Source organism: Ruegeria hyattellae, from assembly GCF_041537925.1.
Lineage (GTDB): Bacteria > Pseudomonadota > Alphaproteobacteria > Rhodobacterales > Rhodobacteraceae > Ruegeria_C.
In genome coordinates, this window is the sequence record NZ_JBGOSH010000002.1 from 20,861 (window position 1) to 38,938 (window position 18,078).

Here is an 18,078-nt window from a genome sequence, read left to right on the forward strand (position 1 = left end):
GAGATTTCCAATGCAACGCGCTCGTATTCGCTGGCACATCGCTGTGTTCCTGGCACCCGCCGTGCTGGTCTACACCGCCATCATGATCTTCCCGCTGTTCAACACGCTGCGCCTGGCGCTTTACAGCAAAATTGATCAGGAGCGGATTTTTGTCGGCCTCGACAATTTCCGGACCCTGTTCTTTGATCCGACCTGGTCCGAGCAGTTCTGGAACGCGCTTGGAAACAACTTCTGGTTCTTCATCGTGCATATGCTGGTGCAAAACCCGATCGGGGTCGCATTGGCCGCGATCCTTAGTCACCCGCGTCTGCGCTTTGCCGCGCTTTACCGGTCGGCCATTTTCATTCCAACGATCCTGTCCTTTGTGATTGTGGGCTTCGCCTGGAAACTGATCCTGTCGCCGATCTGGGGCATCGCACCTTCGATGCTGGATTTCGTCGGGCTGAAATCTCTGTTCGCACCTTGGTTGGGCAAGGAAGAATACGCATTGACGACGCTTGCGCTGATCTCGGTCTGGCAGTTCGTCGGCATCCCGATGATGCTGATCTACGCGGCCCTTCTGTCCATCCCCGAGGAAATTCTGGAAGCGGGCGAGGTCGACGGCATCACCGGCATATCGGCCTTCTGGAAGATCAAGCTGCCCTTGATCCTGCCGTCGATCGGAATCATCTCGATCCTGACATTCGTCGGCAATTTCAATGCGTTCGACCTGATATACGCCTCGCAGGGCGCACTTGCCGGGCCTGATTTTTCAACCGACATCCTGGGCACCTTCCTCTACCGCACTTTCTTCGGCTTCCAGCTGCAACTGGGCGATCCGCATATGGGGTCGGCGATCGCAAGCGGCATGTTCGCGATCATCCTGATCGGTGTCTGCATCTACCTGTTCGGCATCCAAACCCGGATGCGCCGGTATCAGATGTGAGGGACCAGACATGAACAAAGCACGCAAAAACCCGTTCAACACGTTGGCCATGCATGGCGCGTTGATCCTCTACACCCTGATCGCTCTCTTTCCGGTCTTCGTGATCCTGATCAACAGCTTCAAGGACCGCAAAGCGATTTTCCGCGAACCGCTGGCGCTGCCTGATGCCGAGACCTTCTCGATGATCGGTTACCAGACGGTGATGAAACAGGGCGACTTCTTTCTTTACTTCCAGAACTCGCTCATCGTCACGGTGGCCTCGCTGTTCTTTGTGCTGCTGTTTGGCGCGATGGCCGCCTTTGCGCTGGCCGAATACCGCTTCAAGGGCAACACGCTGATGGGGCTCTATCTGGCCCTGGGGATCATGATCCCGATCCGGATCGGCACGGTGGCGATCCTTGAGATGATGGTGGCAGGCGGGTTAGTGAACACGCTTTGGGCGCTGATCCTTGTCTACACGGCGCAGGGTCTGCCGCTGGCGGTCTTCATTCTCAGCGAGTTCATGCGCCAGGTCTCGGATGACCTTAAGAATGCCGCCCGTGTCGATGGGCTGAGCGAATATGCGATCTTCTTCCGTCTTGTGCTGCCGCTGGTGCGGCCCGCAATGGCGACGGTCGCGGTGTTCAACATGATCCCGATCTGGAACGATCTGTGGTTCCCGCTGATCCTTGCGCCTGCCGAAGAGACCAAGACCCTCACGCTTGGGTCTCAGGTCTTCATCGGTCAGTTCGTCACCGACTGGAATGCGGTCCTTTCGGCGCTGTCGATGGCGATCCTGCCGGTGCTGATCCTTTACGTCATCTTCTCGCGGCAACTGATCCGCGGCATTACGTCGGGGGCGGTCAAATGATCCGGGTTCTCATCGCGGGTCTGGGCAATATGGGGCTGTCCCATGCGCTGGCCCATCACCACCATCCCGAGTCAGAGATTGTCGGACTGGTCAACCGGTCACCGGTACCGCTGCCCGACGACCTGACAGGTTATCAGCGGTATGCGACTCTCGAAGAGGGCATGGAAACCAAGCCCGACCTTGTAGTCATTGCGACCTATTCGGACAGTCACGCCGATTACGCCTGCGCAGCGATGGAGGCGGGTGCCCATGTGTTCGTCGAGAAGCCGCTTGCAACGACGGTTGGTGATGCGCGTCGCGTGGTGGCCAAAGCACAGGAAGCCGGCCGCAAGCTGGTCGTTGGCTATATCCTTCGCCATCATCCGTCCTGGATGCGCCTGATCGATGAGGCGCGTGATCTGGGCGGGCCATACGTCTTTCGCCTGAACCTGAACCAGCAATCCTCGGGCGCTGAGTGGGAGACGCACAAGGCGCTGATGCAAACGACTTCGCCGATTGTCGATTGCGGAGTGCATTATGTCGACGTGATGTGCCAGATCACCGATGCCGACCCGGTCCGCGTGCATGGAATGGGCCTGCGCCTGTCTGACGAGATAGCCGAAGACATGTACAATTACGGCCAGTTTCAGGTGGTGTTCGAAGACGGCTCTGTCGGCTGGTACGAGGCGGGATGGGGTCCGATGATGTCGGAAACCGCGTTCTTTGTGAAAGACATCGTGTCTCCCAATGGCTCGGTTTCGATCACCGATGGCAACAAAGGCGCCTCTGCGGATATCGACGGCCACACCCGGGTCGGCGGTATCCTCGTGCATCGCCCCGAAGGGGATACAACCATCGAAATGCCTGACGAGCCCGGCCATCAGGAGCTTTGTAATGCCGAGCAGGCCTTCATGATCCGCGCGATCACCGAAGATATCGACCTGACACGGCATATGAACGACGCCGTGCAATCCCTCGCCATCTGTCTGGCCGCTGATGAAAGCATCCGCACCAGCCAACCCGTTTCATTGAAGGAGCCGCAACAATGACTGCTTTGACACTGACCAATGTGAACAAGTCATTTGGCGATGTTCACGTGCTCAAGGATATCAACATCGAGGTGGAAGACGGCGAGTTTGTTGTATTTGTCGGCCCCTCGGGCTGTGGGAAATCAACGCTGCTGCGAGTCATCGCCGGGCTGGAGGATGCAAGCTCGGGCGAAGTTCGGATCGGTGGTGAATTGGTCAACGCGACACCGCCATCGAAGCGCGGTATCGCCATGGTTTTTCAATCTTACGCGCTTTATCCGCATCTGAACGTGCGTAAGAACATGTCACTGGCGCTGAAGCAGGAAAAGCAAAGCAAGGCGGTCATCGGGGAACGCGTGGCCAAGGCCAGCAAGATGCTCAACCTCGAAGACTACCTGGATCGTTATCCGTCCGAGCTGTCAGGTGGCCAGCGCCAACGCGTTGCCATCGGCCGCGCAATCGTGCGGGAGCCGAAATTGTTTCTCTTTGACGAACCGCTGTCAAACCTCGACGCGGCGTTGCGGATGAACACTCGGCTTGAGATCGCGAACCTTCACGATGCGCTTGCGGCCTCGATGATCTACGTCACGCATGACCAAACCGAAGCGATGACCCTGGCAGACAAGATCGTTGTCCTGCGCGATGGTCGGGTGGAGCAGATCGGCAGCCCGATGGAGCTTTATAACAACCCCGCTAACCAGTTTGTCGCGGGGTTCCTGGGTTCTCCGGCAATGAACTTCATGCCGGCCGGATATGTGAATGACGGCGATAAGCGGATCATGGGCGTGCGCCCGGAAGACCTGCGTCTGGCGGACGATGGTGCATTGGCTGCCGCGGTACAGCATGTCGAGCATCTGGGCGGTGACACCAATGTCATTGCCCGCGTGAAGAACACTCAGATCACGGCCCGGCTGTTCGGACAGCATGCGATCGCTCAGGGCGAAACGGTGACGCTCGGATTTTCGCCAGAGCGTCTGTACTATTTCGACGATAACGGCGCGCGCGTGCAGTGAAGCGTTTTACGGGCATTTGAACGCATTGCTTGATGGGTTGGAATGCGTCCAAGACTCACTCTGGGTGTCTCACAAAGGCGGCAAGACACCCATATTCGGACCCGTCTTATACGGTTGCGCCAATCCGCCGGATCACGCAGCCTAGGCTGCCGGCGCAGACGCCCACGACAATGGCGATCATCAGCTCCAGCATTTCAACATGGGCGAATTGCCACCCGGCGAAAAGCAGCGTCTCGATTACGCCGACCAGTGCGCCCATGGCCGCGCCCAGCCACAGGCGGCGGGTCATCATGCCAAGTGCAAGTCCAAGAATGCCCGGCAGGCCAAGGGCATTTCCGCCGATCGTTCCAAGTAGCTCAAGCATGTCTTGCCCCTTATTGGTCCGTGCGCGTGGTCAGGAATGACCGGATCTGTTCACCGTTTTCAGCGACCTGCTGATGCGCCGTCCCCGAGGATTTTGTATCCAGTGCTTCGGTGACCTTCTGGTATGTCTCCAGATAATCGGGCGGCAGGCTGTGGGCGATTCCCTGGTGGCAGTCGATACAGGTCATGTTGTTGTCGATCGCGCGCTGGTGTTCGGATGCGGCTCGCGTTTCCTGCAGCGTGAAATCCATATAATCGAAATTGTGGCAATTGCGGCATTCCCGGCTGTCGGACGCCTTCATCTTTTTCCATACGGCGGATGCCATGCTCAGGCGGTGCGCCTCGTATTTCTCGGGGGTGCTGATCGTGCCGGCAAGCTCGTGATAGACATCCTTGACGGCCATGATCTTGGCCTTGATCTTATGGTTCCATTCATGCGGCACATGGCAATCGGAACAGATCGCGCGCACACCGGAATGGTTGTTGTAGTGGATGGTCTCGCGATACTCGCCCAGATTGGTCTCCATCGTGTGGCACGAGGTGCAGAATTCCTCGGTATTGGTCAGTTCCAGCGTCCAGTGAAACCCGCCCCAGAACAGGATACCGGCCAGAAAGCCTGCAAGGATGAGGAATCCGGAACTGAACGCGACAGCCGGTGTCCAGATCCAGCTCCAGAGGCGGCGGATCCAACCGCGTTTTTCGGGGGAGTCTGCCATTTCGGTGCTCCTTTCTGACATGCGTTGGATTAATTGCCGGAAGAAGGCTGAAAGACATTCTCGATCAGCGGCGGTGCGTCGGCCTGTGGGACGTGGCACTGGTTGCAGAAGTACCTTGTGCCCGCGATCCGATCCAGTTCATTGCCGTCGCGGTCCAGATAGTGGGTCATCGACAGCGTAGGCGCGTTGCGCTCGCCCGCCTTGGTCCAGTCGTGGCAGGACAGGCACTGATTGGTGCGCGTGTCGATCTGGTATTGTGCGACCGAATGCGGGATCAGCGGCGGCTGCTGCCGATAGTTGCGCTGCATCCGTCCCTCGACATTCTTGTGGACCTGATCGAGCGGAACAAGTTCATCCACCTCACCGCCGCGCAAGGTGTCCACCTGGGCCGATTGCGCAAGGGCGAACCCACTCAGGAGCAAAACTGGGATCAGGGCAATTCCACCCGTCACGATTGATTTTCTCATTTTGGCACTCCCTTAGATAAGTCTGGCGGTGCGCGGCTCGGGCGCGGTTGCTGGATCGGATGGCGTGACGACGTGGTCGTCGAACCGGTGCGTAAAGTGAAATACATCGACCGCGCAGACATCGATGCAGCGGCCGCAATTGGTGCAGTCCGGCGACAGGATCAGAGGCGTGGTCCCCGGTTTGCCCTTAAGCGCGGGTGAGATCACCTGGTTTTCCGGGCAGACCGCGTAACAATCCATGCAGTCGTCGCAGGCCACGCGGTTGGCGGCGCTGACCCGCAGCAGGCTCTTTGCGCCGATCAGGCCATAGAAGGCGCCGACCGGGCAAAGGTGACCGCACCAACCATGACGCGCGACAAAAAGGTCAAAGACAAAGATCGCGGCGATCATTGCCCAGACGAAACCCATGCCAAAGATCAGCCCCCGGTGCAGCATGGTGATCGGATTGATCACCTCCCACGCGATGACACCTGTCAGGCCCGAGACAATCAGCACCGTCGCCAGTATCCACAGCCGTGTCCCCCGTTTGGGTTGCCAGCCTTTTGGCAGGTCCAGACGACGATGAAGCCAGTTTGCGGCGTCGGTCACCGGATTGATCGGGCAAACCCAGGAACAATAGACCCGACCACCGATCAACGCATAGCTCACCAGAACGATCAGGCCGCCGATCAGCGCCGTGAGTTCGGGCCAATGCCCGGCGATAAGGCTTTGCGACAGGATGAACGGATCGGTCAAAGGCAGAACACCCAAGGTCCGCGACCCGGCCAGCGTCCCCTCGACGATCCAGATTCCGAACCAGGGCCCGAGCAGGAACAGCAGCAGAAAAAACAACTGGCTGGCGCGGCGCAGCAGCAGAAAGCGATGCGCGCCGATCCAACCTTTGGCCTCAACGGCCTCAAGCGCCACGGGTATGTGGGCGCGGGCGCTCATTGGCCCAGCCCCGGCAGATTGTAGCCCGGCTCATACCCGCCAGGCGCGGCCAGATTGTCGGTGCCCGGTCCGGGCAGGCGGTCAGGCAGGTCGATCACATCCTCGACCAATGGCCCGCCCTTGGCTGCCTTTTCTTCCCAGCCCTTGCGGTAATGCGTGGCAGAACTGCCGCGCGCCAATCGGGCGGGCAGGACTTTGATGGCCGCTTCGGGCAGAACGCAGCTTTTTTCGCACATGCCGCAGCCGGTACAGCGGTCGGCATGCACTGTGGGCGCAAAGATCGCGTGATGCCCTGATCTTGTGTTGTGCGACGGCTCCAGCGTGATTGCTTCGTCAATGACGGGACAGACCCGATAGCAGACGTCGCAGCGCAGGCCGAGGTAATTCAGGCAGTTTTCCTGATCGACCAGCACCGCAACGCCCATTTTGGCATCATCGATTTTGTCCAGCCCGGGATCCAGCGCACCGGTGGGGCAGGCGGCGACACACGGGATGTCATCACACATTTCGCATGGCACGTCGCGGGCAGTGAAATAAGGCGTGCCGGTGGCGCCGGACCCCGCGCCCAGTTCTGCCAGCTTCAGCGTGTCATAAGGACAGTCCCGCACGCAGAGCCCGCAGCGAATGCAGGCCGTTAGAAACGCCTCTTCCGGCAATGCGCCGGGCGGGCGCAGAGCCTCTGCCGGCAGGGCTCGGGCGCTGCGGGCCAGATAGGCCAGCAGCGATCCGGCCACCACGCAGCCACCAGCTACACGTGCCGTATCCTGCAGGAAACGGCGCCGTTGCGGCGAAAGGGGGGTTCCGGCAAGGGACATGGGGATTACCTTCGCGATCCGTGCCGGTTACGCGCGCTCGACCTTGCAGGCGCATTTCTTGTAGTCGGTTTCCTTGGACAGCGGGCAGGTCGCGTCCAGTGTCAGCTTGTTGGTCAGCTGGCCTTCGTCGAACCAGGGCATGAAGACCAGACCGCGTGGCACCTTGTTGCGACCGCGCGTTTCGACCCGGCTTGTGACCTCGCCCCTGCGGGTAGACAGGACGATTTCCTGCCCGCGCCTCAGGCCACGGTCGCGCGCGTCCTCGGGATGCATGTAGACCACGGCAGCGGGAAACGCGCGGTGCAGTTCGGGCACCCGGCGGGTCATCGAGCCGGAATGCCAGTGTTCCAGCACACGCCCGGTGCAAAGCCAGAGGTCGAATTCCTCGTCAGGTTCCTCGGCGGCGGGTTCATAGGGGGCAAAGATGATCTTGGCCTTGCCGTCCTTGTGGCCATAGAATTTCACGTCGGCCCCTTCGGGCACATATGAGTCGTAGCCTTCGCGGAAGCGATAGAGTGTCTCTTCTCCGTCAACCACTGGCCAGCGCAGCCCGCGTGCCTTGTGGTAGGTGTCGAACGGCGCGAGGTCATGCCCGTGGCCGCGCCCGAATCCGGCATATTCCTCGAACAGACCTTTCTGGACGTAGAACCCAAAATGCTCGGCTTCGTCATTGTCGAAACCCTCGGCGGTCTCGGACAGCGGGAACTGATCTACTGTGCCATTGGCGTAGAGAACGTCATACATGGTCTTGCCGCGATGTTCGGGCATCTTGGCCAGCAGTTCTTCGTCCCAGACCTCTTCGATGGTGAAGCGTTTGGAGAACTCCATCAGTTGCCACAGATCTGATTTCGCCTCACCGGGTGCTTTCACCTGCTGGCGCCAGAATTGGGTGCGGCGTTCGGCGTTGCCATAGGCGCCTTCTTTTTCGACCCACATGGCGGTGGGCAGGATCAGGTCGGCGGACACGGCGGTGACCGTCGGATAGGGGTCCGAGACGGCGATGAAGTTTTCCGGATTGCGATAGCCGGGATAGCCCTCTTCGTTGATATTGGGCGCGGCCTGCATGTTGTTGTTGCACTGCACCCAATAGGCGTTCAACTCGCCATCCTTCAGCTTGCGGTTCTGCAACACGGCGTGGAAACCGGGCTTGGGTGGAATGGTGCCTTCGGGGATCTTCCACGCGGTTTCGCAGATCTTGCGGTGTTCGTCATTGGCCACCACCATGTCGGCGGGCAGACGGTGGGCAAATGTGCCAACCTCGCGCGCCGTGCCACAGGCCGAGGGCTGGCCGGTCAGCGAAAAGGGCGAGTTACCGGGTTCCGAAATCTTGCCGACCAGCAGGTGCACGTTGTACATCAACGAGTTCACCCAGGACCCGCGGGTGTGCTGGTTGAAACCCATGGTCCACAAGCTCATCACCTTGCGGTTCGGGTCGGCATATTGCTGCGCAAGCTTTTCCAGCTTGTCGGCCGGAACGCCAGACAGCTCGGCGGTGTATTCCAGCGTATAGGGGGCGACAGATTCGGCGTATTCCTCAAAGCTGATCGTTTCCAGCTTACCTGAGTTGGGATTTTCGGCCTCTTGCTGCACCGCGTTGGTATCGCGCAGCCCATAGCCGATATCTGTTGCGGTTTTGGTGATGTTGACGTGATCGCGGACGAAATCCTCGTTCACCGCGCCGTTCTGGATGATGTAATTGGCGATATAGTTCAGGATCGCCAGATCGGTCTGCGGGTTGAAGACAAGGCCATTGTCGGCCAGTTCGAATGAGCGATGCTCGAAGGTCGACAGCACATGCACCTGGCATCCCGGCTTGGTCAGGCGCGTGTCGGTCAGGCGCGACCACAGGATCGGGTGCATCTCGGCCATGTTCGACCCCCAGAGCACGAAGGTATCGGCATGTTCTAGATCGTCATAGCAGCCCATCGGCTCGTCGATGCCGAAGGTGCGCATGAAGCCGACCACTGCCGAGGCCATGCAGTGGCGCGCGTTGGGATCGAGATTGTTGGACCGGAACCCGGCCTTCATCAGCTTGGCGGCGGCGTACCCTTCCCAGACCGTCCATTGGCCCGACCCGAACATGCCGACGCTGGTCGGTCCTTTCTTGGCCAGTGCCTCTTTCCACTTCTCGGCCATCACGTCGAAGGCTTCGTCCCAGCTGACCGGTTCGAATTCGCCGTTCTTGTCGTAAACGCCGTTGGTCTTGCGCAAAAGTGGCGTGGTCAGGCGGTCCTGACCATACATGATCTTGGACAGGAAATAGCCCTTGATGCAGTTCAACCCGCGATTGACCGGTGCATCCGGATCACCCTGCGTGGCCACAACCCTGCCGTCTTTGGTGCCCACCAGAACTGAACAGCCGGTGCCGCAGAACCGGCAGGGCGCCTTGTCCCAGCGAATGTCGGGTGCGGCGGCCTGGGCATTTGCCTGGCCCATGGCCAGCGGCATGCCTGCAGCCGAGGCAGTCGCGGCGGCGGCAGAGGCCTTGAGGAAGGTGCGGCGGGATTCAGAGATGGTCATGGCATGGGCCTCCTGCTGGGCGGTTGGCTTGGGGCATCGGTTCACGGACGGGTTGCCGCGATATCTTCAAAGTGGTGGTAGGTCAGGCTGAGAGAGATCACACCGGGGATCTGGTGCAGATCCATGATGGTCTCTGAGGCCAGCCGGTCGGCGGTATCTTCGACGACGACAACAAAGCGGCCATCCTCGGCGGCGGCGTGAATTTCAACGCCGGGCGTTTCAGTCATCGCCAGGCGTGCGGGGTCGGCGCGGTCAGGCGTGACGTGTATAAGGCAACCGCAGATGTTCATTGGATCTCTTCCGACTGGTAATTGGCGTGGCGTTCGAATGTGACGGCATCGGCGGGGCATACATGGGCGCAGGCCCCGCACCCGGTACAGGTGTCGAGGTCGAGTTTCGGTTCGGCACGCCCGCCAAGCTGCAGCCTGAATCGGATAGCGCCGTGGTCGCAACTGTCCTGGCAGAGTCGGCAACTGACACCTCGTATCGACAGGCAGGCCGCGCCCTCAATCGCCGCGCGCCAAGGCCAGTCCGACAGCCGCTCGACGACAAGCGCGTCGGCTGCACAGGACCTGGCACAAGCGCCGCAAAACGTGCACGAACCGGTATTTAACTCTACCACGGGAAAACCGTCTGCGTCGACGGTTATGATCCCCTCGGGGCAGGCCGGAACGCAGTCGCCGCATTTTGTGCAAAGCTCCCCAAAACCAAGCACCGCCGCTCCCGGCGGCCTGATGGCGTCGGAGTCTTGTCGAAGAATGCGAGCGCTGAGAAACGCGCGTCTGCTGGTCTGTTGGCTCATTCGCTGGCGACCCGAGGGTTTTTCTGATCCGTTCTCGCTAACGATTCCGCAAGGGATGCAATTTGATCCAGATCATTTTCGCGGGTAATTATTTTTTGGATCAAGCGGGGGTGGCGCAAATATCCTGAATGCCGTTGCAAATGACTGAAATCGATCTTTATCAACCGACTTCCGCGCAGACTTCTACGGACTATTGGGGTTTGTCTCTAGGGAAATCCGCGCGTTGTTGCAGATGACGGGACGCGGCCCGGGCTGCTTTTTCCATTGGTTTTCAGGAAATCTCCAGACTTTCCCCACCTCCTCCTCAAGCCTGCGCGCCCCGGGTGGGGCAGGCTGAGGGCATGTTCCATGTTGCACAGAGTAGGAGATTTTCAATGACCCGGATTTTTTCACGTCCCCAATATGATGCCGTCATTATCGGCGCACGCTGCGCAGGGGCAGCCACCGCGTTGCTGCTGGCCCGCGCTGGAGCGCGGGTTCTGATGGTCGATCGCGAGGATGGCAGCCAGGATACGCTGTCCACTCATGCTCTGACGCGGCCTGCAGTGTCGCTGATTAATGATTGGGGGCTGCTGGGCCGGATCACCAGAGCTGGCACGCCGGTCGTCCGGCAGACCCGGTTTCAATACGGTGATGACGTGGTGGACGTACCGGTGCAGCCGGGTGGCGGGATTGCGGGGCTCTACGCGCCGCGCCGCTGGCTTCTCGACCGGGTTCTGCGCGACGCGGCCTGGGAGGCCGGAGTAGAACTCCATACCGGCGTCACGCTGGTTGGTGTGCAGAAGCAGTTGAATGGCCGTGTCTGCGGCGTCTCGCTGCGGCTGAAATCCGGCGAAGTCGAGCCTGTCTCGGCCGGGATCGTGATCGGCGCGGACGGACGGCAGTCGAGTCTGGCGGGAATGGTCGGCGCGCGTTCGATCATGAATTCGGATACGCGCGCGGCCTGCATCTACAGCTATGTCGACGGCCTCCCAAACGAGGGCTACCGCTGGTTTTTCGGAGATCGGGTTTCAGCCGGGCTGATCCCCACCGCCGACGGGGCACATTGCTTCTTCGCCGCCTGCGATCCGCGCGCCATGCGCCGCTGGTTCAACTTCGATGCTTTCGGAGGGATGGTGCAGATGCTGTCGCAATGGGATCCCGAACTGGCTGCCGAACTGGCAGCGCGCGGCCCCATTGAGCGGTTGCGCCGCTTTGCCGGTGCGCCGGGCCACTTGCGCGACTGCGCCGGGCCGGGCTGGGCGCTGGTCGGGGATGCGGGGTATTTCAAGGACCCGGCCACGGCCCATGGCATCACCGATGCGTTTCTGGATGCGCAGCGACTGGCCGATGCCCTGTCCGAGACGCCGGGCGAGGCGGCGGCCTACCAGACCGCGCGCGACCGGCTGGCCCCGCACATGTTCACGCTGACCCAGCAGATCGCGTCCTATGATTGGGATCTGGCCCAGCTCAAGCAGTTGCATATGGCATTCAATGCCTGCCTGAAACAGGAGCAGAGTGAGCTGGGCCACTGCGCGTTCTCGCAGACCCTGGCGGCCTGAGACTTGCTCAGGCGGCGACCATCCGGTGAATGGCGTCCAGATTGAAAGCCAGGCGCGCCTCCAGCGCGTCTGGCGCCATCATGTCGTGGCCAAAGAGCAGTGACCCGGTATACCGGTTTGCCAGGTAATAACAGCCGATCGCGGCGATAGTGATGGTCAGCTGCGCCGCGTCGACCCCGTGGCGAAACACGTTCGCCTCCTGGCCCCGGTCGAGGATGCGGGCGACCAGGTCGACAAGGCCCCGCGCGCTTTGCGGTAGGCTGTCGACGCGGCGGATATGGCGGCCTTGATGCAGGTTCTCGCTATTGGACAGCGCGATGAGTTCGGGATGTTTCAGATAGTAGTCCCAGGTGAACCGCACCAGCCTGTCCAGTGCCGCACGCGGAGGCAGGCTGTCGAGGTCAAGCTGCTGTTCAGCGGATCTAATATGCAGATAGGCGGCCTCGAGTACGGCTGTGAATAGGGCTTCCTTGTTACCGAAATAGTGGTAGATCATCCGCTTGTTGGCCTGGGCGCGTTCAGCGATGTCGTCGATGCGCGCGCCGCTCAGCCCGGAACGGGCGAACTCGGTCCGGGCCGCAGCAAGGATGCGCGCGCGCGTGGCGTCGGCATCGCGCTTGGCAGTCGCGTGCGGTTGCGTCATTTCTTCCCCCTCCGGGTCTAATTGCGCCCGGTATCGATATTGATCGACCTGATCACCCTGCCTGCGACAATCAGTCAAGGGGGAGAAACGGGCAGGCCACCGCATCGGCGGTTGCATGCCGGTGGTATCGGGGCATGTTCCGGCTTGATTTCCGTGACGTAAAGGTAAGAGTAGCGATCAAGGCGTCCGCCGGTCGGCGGGAGTGGGAATTTTTTTGCGATATCGGGCTGCGAATGAACGAGAGAGATTTTCTGACCGGACTGTTTGATGCGGCCGTCGAGGCCGCCGATCCGCTTGCGGCGCTGGCACCGCACCTTCCTGAGACCCCAAAAGGGCGGACCGTCGTGATCGGCGCGGGCAAGGGGGCTGCGCAGCTTGCGCACGCTTTCGAGCAGCTATGGGACGGGCTGGTTTCAGGCGTGGTGGTCACACGTTATGGCTATGGCACAGAGTGCGCGCAGATTCACGTGCTCGAGGCGTCACACCCGGTGCCGGATGCAGCGGGTGAAGAGGCCACGCGGGCACTGTTTCAAGCCGTCTCGGGGCTGGGGCCGAATGACTTGGTGGTGGCGCTGATCTGTGGCGGCGGTTCGGCTTTGCTGCCGTCTCCGCCCGAGGGGCTGTCGCTGGAGGATGAGCAGGCTCTGAACCGCGCGCTGCTGGCCTCGGGCGCGCCAATCTCGGTGATGAACGCGATCCGCAAACATGTGAGCGGGATCAAGGGCGGGCGGCTTGCAGCGGCAGCATATCCGGCGCGGGTGGTGTCGATGGTGGTCTCGGACGTGCCCGGCGACGATCCAGCGCAGGTGGCTTCGGGGCCAACCGTTCCCGATACGGTGTCGCGGCAGGACGCATTGCGGCTGATCGAAAGCCACCGGATCAATCTGCCCGAGGCGGTTCTGGCCCATATGCAGCGCCCCGAGGCGGCTGCACCGGATCCGGGTGATCAGGTTTTTGCGGGGCATGAGGTGCGGGTTGTCGCCTCAGCCGCCATTTCGCTTGAGGCCGCCGCCGCGCGGGCTGAGGCGCAGGGCGTGCCGGCGGTGATCCTGTCGGACGCGATCGAAGGTGAGGCGCGCGAGGTGGCGCGGGTGCATGCCGCGATCGCGCGTGAAGTGTTGAACCGGGACCGCCCCTTCGCCAAGCCGGTGGTGATCCTGTCAGGGGGCGAGACCACGGTGACCCTTCGCGGCACCGGGCGCGGTGGGCGCAATTCCGAGTTCCTGCTGTCATTGGCAGCAGAGCTGGAGGGGGTGGCGGGTATCACTGCGCTGGCGGCTGACACCGACGGGATCGACGGGTCTGAAGACAATGCCGGGGCCTTTGCCGACGGCACCACCTGCACCCGGCTGCGCGCTGCGGGGCGCGACCCTGCGGGGGATCTGGGCAACAACGACGCCTATAGCGCATTCGAGGCGGTTGGTGATCTGTTCGCGCCCGGGCCGACCGGAACCAATGTCAATGATTTCCGGGCGATCCTGATCCGGTAAAGCATGGGGCTTTGGCTGTTGAACGGGGTCGGCTTCATCAAGGCATTGCTGACAAGGACCTGACCGGGTTTACCAGGCCACACAAGCACGCCCGGAGGTCAAAACGGACATGGGTCAGAAGAGCTCTTTCATCAAGAGCAGCCATTCTTGTGTATTGGTGTCCCACCCGTCTTTCAAACAGGGCGCCGAGGCTACTGTCCTGTAGCCTTTGCGTTCATAAAGACGCCGCGCGCCGACATTGTCCCCGGCCACGATGACGCTCATCCGATGTAGGCCCTCGGCACGTGCGATCTCATCTGCCAGATCCAGAAAGCGCGCGCCAAGCCCTTGGCCGCGATGTTCGGGGTAGCAGGCGAGGACATTTACATACCAACTCTCAAGGGCCTGGTTTTCCAGTTCCTGCAAAGGGCGGAACAAAGTCGGGAAATCGGCGCCGATTTCGACCGGTTCTGTTCCGATCGAGTAGCCGGTCAGGCCAGCGACGGCACCTTCTCCGAAGTCGACCACGACAATCTGACCCTCCTGCGCCTTTTCCGCCTGTCGCGCCCGGCCAATATCCCATGGATCTTGCCCATCGCGCGCAAGGCCGGTCCAGATATGGAGAGGCAGACCTTCACCGGCGATATTGATCAGCTCGGCGAGCTGCTGGGCATCTGATGGGGTCGCCAATCTCTCGGGGCGTTCAAGCGCGATCATTCCTTCCTCCAGATGTAACGGTGTCGGGCAGTCGTCGAACAACAGGTTAAGACGAGATACACTTTGGGCAAAGGTCGCTATTGGCTCAAGCAGTCTGCGTTGGTTGCGAACTGGTGCTTTGCGGACAGTGCAGACATCAAGCAGGTCGACTCGGAGGTAAGGTAGCGAGACTTAATTGTCTTCAATTGGAACTATCACAAAACTAGGTAGATCGCTGTTGTGCATGTCATTGCTGAACATGTTGTTGCGCAGGCAGCCAATGTATTCGGATTTTGGTTCTTGCTGTTCGATACGAATAGGCCCTCCATCACGGGTTGTTACGCCTGCATGAACCGCAGCCATACAAATATTGCTCCACCAAGCATAAACTTCACACCCCTGAATGTTGAAAGGCCTAATTCTACGCGCCTCTTTCGTACAAATGCAATCCATTGGCAGTTCAAGGGATCCAATGTGGCCAGGACAATCAGGGAGCTCGGCCGCAGCAATTGGCTGACTTCCGAATCCACCAAATGCAATCAGCAGGACAGGCAGCAAAACGCGCTGGGAGTCGTGTTTCATAGCAAGACCATAACAAGAATGTGAGTTGCCGCCAAACGTAGGTAGACATGAAAAGCAGCGAAATCCAAGTTTGACCGGCTGTCCGCTTTGGGCTCGTACCGGTCGTTCACGACACACCGCTCGATCGGTGGATTTCATTCTTGCCCTGACGAGACCCCATCTTTTTGCAGCAAGTCAAAAACAGGGTTCAGTGTATGCAATGGCCTGAACGTTTGCCGGATTCTAAATCTCGCCGGATAGCTCAGGGCAGGAGAGGCTTCCGATACGGGGTAACGCCGCTAATTCGGAGGCTGGCTGCCCGTTTGATTGCTCACGGATCAGCCGAAATCCAGGCCCAGGTCGATGGTCCGGTAGGAATGGGTCAGCGCGCCGGAAGAGATATAATCAACACCGGTAGCCGCAATGGCCGCCGCCGTGTCGCGTGTGACGTTGCCGGAGGCCTCCGATACCAGCCGCCCGTCGATCATCGCGACCGCTTCGCGCAGGGTGTCGGGGGTCATGTTGTCGAGCAGGACCACATCCGCGCCGCCGACCTGCAGGACGTCAGCCAGTTGATCCAGCGTATCCACTTCGATCTCGACCTTCACCATGTGCGAGGCTTGTGCTTTGGTCGCCTCAAGCACCGGCGCGATGCCTCCGGCGGCGGCGATGTGGTTGTCCTTGATCAGGATCGCGTCGGACAGCGAATGGCGGTGGTTGAAGCCGCCGCCATGCAGCACGGCCTGTTTTTCGACAATGCGCAGGCCCGGTGTGGTCTTGCGGGTGCAGGTAATGCGGGCGCGCGTGCCCTCGGTCTCGGCCACCAGCGTGGCGGTTTGGGTGGCAACACCTGTCAGCCGCCCGGCAAAGTTCAGCGCAACCCGCTCGGCAGACAGGATCGAGGCGGCGCTGCCCCGGATCTCCATCAGCGTGTCGCCCTTTTGGCAGGGTGCACCATCATCGATCAGGGTGCTGATCACCAGATCAGCATCCATCAGACGGAAGGCAAGCCGCGCCACCTGCATGCCCGAAACCATCGCGTCTTCGCGTGCATTGAGGCGCGCGGTGTAGGTGGTACCGGCCGGGATAACCGTTCGGGTGGTGATGTCGCCATTGGTGCCGAGATCTTCCAACAGGGCGGCGCGGACCATCGGTTCCAGAACAAGATCGGGCAGGGGGGCTTGGGTCATGTCATGTCCTTTGCGAATTGATTTCGCAATGTCAGGGCATCGCTCAATTGTAGGGGTGAGCGGCGGCCCGGTCCGGCGTCGGATTCGGGGAAATCCGAGCGGCAATGCGCACCGCGGCTTTCCTCGCGCATCAGCGCTGCGGCAGTAATGAGTGTGGCGGTGGCGGTCATGTTCTCGAAGGTGTCGCAGGCGGGGTGTTCGTGCTCCAGCGTGGCGAGTCTAGCCAGCGCACGGCGCAGCCCGTCGCCATCCCGCACAACGCCCACATGGTTGGTCATGATCTGGCGCAGCTTTGTGACGGCGCCGGGATCGGCAATCTGACCGCCCGGATGAAAATCAATGGTAAGCAAGGGCGCGCTGTCGGGCAGGGGAGTGCTTTGGGCGATGTCCTGCGCGCAGGCGCGGGCAAACACCATCGCTTCGAGCAGCCCGTTCGAGGCCAACCGGTTGGCGCCGTGCAGCCCGGTTGAGGCAACCTCGCCACAGGCCCAGAGACCTTCCAGCGTGCTGCGCCCGGTCAGGTCGGTGGCGACCCCGCCCATGTGATAGTGCGCGGCGGCGGCAACAGGGATCGGCTGCTTCACCGGGTCCAGATCGTTGCGGGCACAGGCCTGCGCGACGACGGGAAACTCGGTCAGGATGCGGGAGCCGATCGCATCGCGCGTGTCGAGCGTCGGGCGCAGTCCGGCTTGGGTCTGGGCGTAGATCGCGCGGGCCACCACGTCGCGGGGAGCAAGCTCTGCATCGGGGTGCAGATCAGTCATGAACCGCAAACCCTCGCGGTTGATCAGCACCGCGCCATCGCCGCGCAGGGCCTCGGTGGCGAGCGGGGCGGGGTCCTCGCCGACGTCGATGGCGGTTGGGTGGAATTGGACGAACTCGGCATCTATTATGGCCGCCCCGGCGCGGGCGGCCATGCCGATCACCTGACCCCGAATACGCGGCGGGTTGGTAGTCAGTGCGTAAAGCCCGCCAGAGCCGCCGCCTGCCAACAAAATGGCCGCGCCGCGCAACAGCACGGGCTGCGATTCGGCCTCGTCCGAGCTGGTCAGCACCACGCCGGTGACGCGGTTGCCGTCGGTTTCCAGCCGCACCGCCTGGGTGCCTTTCAGCACCTGCACCGAAGGGGTTCCGCGCAGTTCGGCGATTAATGCGCGCATGATTTCGGCCCCAGCCTGATCGCCTTTGACCCGCACCACGCGCGCCATGCTGTGCGCCGCTTCGCGCGACAGCACATAGCCGCCATCACGGGTGCGATCGAAGCCGGTGCCGAGATCGGTTAGGTCCAGAACGTGTTCGCGGGCGGCACGTGTGACGAATTTGGCGACCGCCGCATCCACCGCGCCCGCACCTGCGCGCACCGTGTCGGCGGCATGGGCCTCGGGGCTGTCATCGGGGTTCATTGCGGCAGCCACACCGCCCTGCGCCCAGGCCGAGCTTGCCCCCATACCCAAAGGGTCGGGCGAGATCATCACTACCGGCAAAGGTGCCAGTTTCAGCGCCGCGTAGATCGCGGCCAGCCCGGCGCCGACAATGACCACCCTCTCGGTGGTGACTTGCTGCATTGGAA

General features: G+C 61.2%; 19 protein-coding genes. 6 read left to right on the top strand and 13 right to left on the bottom strand.

Going from position 1 to position 18,078, the window contains the following annotated elements:
* The first annotated feature begins 10 nt into the window (after window positions 1–10).
* Genes AB1E33_RS04070 through AB1E33_RS04085 form a run of 4 tightly spaced genes read left to right on the top strand, consistent with a single transcriptional unit; the run spans window position 11 to window position 3,795 of the window.
* Window positions 11–925 carry a carbohydrate ABC transporter permease gene (locus AB1E33_RS04070; RefSeq protein ID WP_372575987.1) on the top strand — a complete coding sequence of 305 codons (915 nt, stop codon included), beginning with the start codon at window positions 11–13 and terminating at the stop codon, window positions 923–925.
* A gap of 10 nt (window positions 926–935) precedes the next feature.
* Complete coding sequence (locus AB1E33_RS04075; protein ID WP_249711227.1) at window positions 936–1,775, top strand: carbohydrate ABC transporter permease; 840 nt, start codon at window positions 936–938, stop codon at window positions 1,773–1,775.
* Entirely contained in the window at window positions 1,772–2,803 is a 1,032-nt protein-coding gene (locus AB1E33_RS04080) for a Gfo/Idh/MocA family protein (RefSeq protein ID WP_372575988.1), read from the top strand. The genes AB1E33_RS04075 and AB1E33_RS04080 overlap by 4 nt, the downstream gene beginning before the upstream one ends.
* Window positions 2,800–3,795 (top strand): ABC transporter ATP-binding protein, encoded by a 996-nt coding sequence (locus tag AB1E33_RS04085; protein WP_372575989.1) that lies wholly within the window; start codon window positions 2,800–2,802, stop codon window positions 3,793–3,795. Before AB1E33_RS04080 ends, AB1E33_RS04085 begins: the two co-directional genes overlap by 4 nt.
* A gap of 106 nt (window positions 3,796–3,901) precedes the next feature.
* Here AB1E33_RS04085 and AB1E33_RS04090 read toward each other — a convergent pair whose 3' ends face one another.
* Genes AB1E33_RS04090 through napF form a run of 8 tightly spaced genes read right to left on the bottom strand, consistent with a single transcriptional unit; the run spans window position 3,902 to window position 10,408 of the window.
* Window positions 3,902–4,159: a hypothetical protein gene (locus AB1E33_RS04090; RefSeq protein WP_372575990.1), complete on the bottom strand. Its 258-nt coding sequence runs from the start codon at window positions 4,157–4,159 to the stop codon at window positions 3,902–3,904.
* Window positions 4,160–4,169: 10 nt separating this feature from the next.
* Window positions 4,170–4,874, bottom strand: a complete 705-nt coding sequence (locus tag AB1E33_RS04095) for a NapC/NirT family cytochrome c (RefSeq protein WP_372575991.1) — start codon at window positions 4,872–4,874, stop codon at window positions 4,170–4,172.
* A gap of 29 nt (window positions 4,875–4,903) precedes the next feature.
* A complete protein-coding gene (locus AB1E33_RS04100) occupies window positions 4,904–5,341 on the bottom strand; it encodes a nitrate reductase cytochrome c-type subunit (RefSeq protein WP_372575992.1) in 438 nt (145 codons plus the stop codon).
* Window positions 5,342–5,353: 12 nt separating this feature from the next.
* Window positions 5,354–6,271: a quinol dehydrogenase ferredoxin subunit NapH gene (gene napH, locus AB1E33_RS04105; RefSeq protein ID WP_372575993.1), complete on the bottom strand. Its 918-nt coding sequence runs from the start codon at window positions 6,269–6,271 to the stop codon at window positions 5,354–5,356.
* Window positions 6,268–7,086 (bottom strand): ferredoxin-type protein NapG, encoded by an 819-nt coding sequence (gene napG, locus AB1E33_RS04110; protein ID WP_372575994.1) that lies wholly within the window; start codon window positions 7,084–7,086, stop codon window positions 6,268–6,270. The genes napH and napG overlap by 4 nt, the downstream gene beginning before the upstream one ends.
* A gap of 27 nt (window positions 7,087–7,113) precedes the next feature.
* Window positions 7,114–9,606, bottom strand: coding sequence for a nitrate reductase catalytic subunit NapA (gene napA, locus AB1E33_RS04115; protein WP_372575995.1), 2,493 nt, complete (start codon window positions 9,604–9,606; stop codon window positions 7,114–7,116).
* Window positions 9,607–9,647: 41 nt separating this feature from the next.
* A complete protein-coding gene (locus AB1E33_RS04120; RefSeq protein WP_372575996.1) occupies window positions 9,648–9,896 on the bottom strand; it encodes a chaperone NapD in 249 nt (82 codons plus the stop codon).
* Window positions 9,893–10,408: a ferredoxin-type protein NapF gene (gene napF / locus AB1E33_RS04125; protein WP_372575997.1), complete on the bottom strand. Its 516-nt coding sequence runs from the start codon at window positions 10,406–10,408 to the stop codon at window positions 9,893–9,895. The genes AB1E33_RS04120 and napF overlap by 4 nt, the downstream gene beginning before the upstream one ends.
* Before the next feature lie 374 nt (window positions 10,409–10,782).
* Here napF and AB1E33_RS04130 point away from each other — a divergent pair, with 374 nt between their 5' ends.
* Complete coding sequence (locus tag AB1E33_RS04130) at window positions 10,783–11,949, top strand: NAD(P)/FAD-dependent oxidoreductase (RefSeq protein WP_372575998.1); 1,167 nt, start codon at window positions 10,783–10,785, stop codon at window positions 11,947–11,949.
* A gap of 7 nt (window positions 11,950–11,956) precedes the next feature.
* On the opposite strand, the gene AB1E33_RS04135 is transcribed toward AB1E33_RS04130, so the two are convergent.
* Entirely contained in the window at window positions 11,957–12,592 is a 636-nt protein-coding gene (locus AB1E33_RS04135; protein ID WP_372575999.1) for a TetR/AcrR family transcriptional regulator, read from the bottom strand.
* A gap of 233 nt (window positions 12,593–12,825) precedes the next feature.
* Here AB1E33_RS04135 and AB1E33_RS04140 point away from each other — a divergent pair, with 233 nt between their 5' ends.
* Complete coding sequence (locus tag AB1E33_RS04140) at window positions 12,826–14,082, top strand: glycerate kinase type-2 family protein (RefSeq protein WP_372576000.1); 1,257 nt, start codon at window positions 12,826–12,828, stop codon at window positions 14,080–14,082.
* 114 nt (window positions 14,083–14,196) lie between these two features.
* Here AB1E33_RS04140 and AB1E33_RS04145 read toward each other — a convergent pair whose 3' ends face one another.
* From AB1E33_RS04145 to AB1E33_RS04160, 4 genes are all read right to left on the bottom strand, one after another.
* Complete coding sequence (locus AB1E33_RS04145; protein WP_372576001.1) at window positions 14,197–14,778, bottom strand: GNAT family N-acetyltransferase; 582 nt, start codon at window positions 14,776–14,778, stop codon at window positions 14,197–14,199.
* A 171-nt stretch (window positions 14,779–14,949) separates the two neighbouring features.
* On the bottom strand, window positions 14,950–15,339 hold the full coding sequence (locus AB1E33_RS04150) for an LCCL domain-containing protein (RefSeq protein WP_372576002.1): 390 nt from the start codon (window positions 15,337–15,339) through the stop codon (window positions 14,950–14,952).
* Between the two features lie 317 nt (window positions 15,340–15,656).
* Window positions 15,657–16,508, bottom strand: a complete 852-nt coding sequence (nadC, locus tag AB1E33_RS04155; protein WP_372576003.1) for a carboxylating nicotinate-nucleotide diphosphorylase — start codon at window positions 16,506–16,508, stop codon at window positions 15,657–15,659.
* Window positions 16,505–18,073: an L-aspartate oxidase gene (locus tag AB1E33_RS04160; RefSeq protein ID WP_372576004.1), complete on the bottom strand. Its 1,569-nt coding sequence runs from the start codon at window positions 18,071–18,073 to the stop codon at window positions 16,505–16,507. The genes nadC and AB1E33_RS04160 overlap by 4 nt, the downstream gene beginning before the upstream one ends.
* Between the last annotated feature and the right edge of the window lie 5 nt (window positions 18,074–18,078).